At 40.5% G+C, this 242-nt stretch carries 1 protein-coding gene; it reads right to left on the minus strand.

Annotated features, from left to right (window positions below):
• A partial coding sequence (locus JIG41_RS01060) for a helix-turn-helix domain-containing protein (protein ID WP_199524128.1) occupies positions 1–242 on the minus strand: 242 nt, incomplete at both ends.

A 242-nucleotide genomic window follows, 5' to 3' on the forward strand; every position in this document is an offset into this window, starting at 1 on the left:
CCTTGAAGTTCTGTGTTCGTGCGTTTTATAAATTCAGACAGTTGCTCAAGTTGTGACTGTTGCAATCTAGATGGACGCCCTTGTATAGGCTTATTGTCTAAGCCATACAGCCCCTGTTCTAGGTAACTAGAAACCCATTTATTAACACTACTTCGTGCTATGTTAAGACGTTTTGCAATATCAGTTCTGCTATTCCCCTCATAAAATAATGACACTGCGAGTAATCGTATGCGTTTTCGTGC

This window comes from Pseudoalteromonas sp. bablab_jr011 (assembly GCF_016464045.1).
Classification (GTDB): domain Bacteria; phylum Pseudomonadota; class Gammaproteobacteria; order Enterobacterales; family Alteromonadaceae; genus Pseudoalteromonas; species Pseudoalteromonas lipolytica.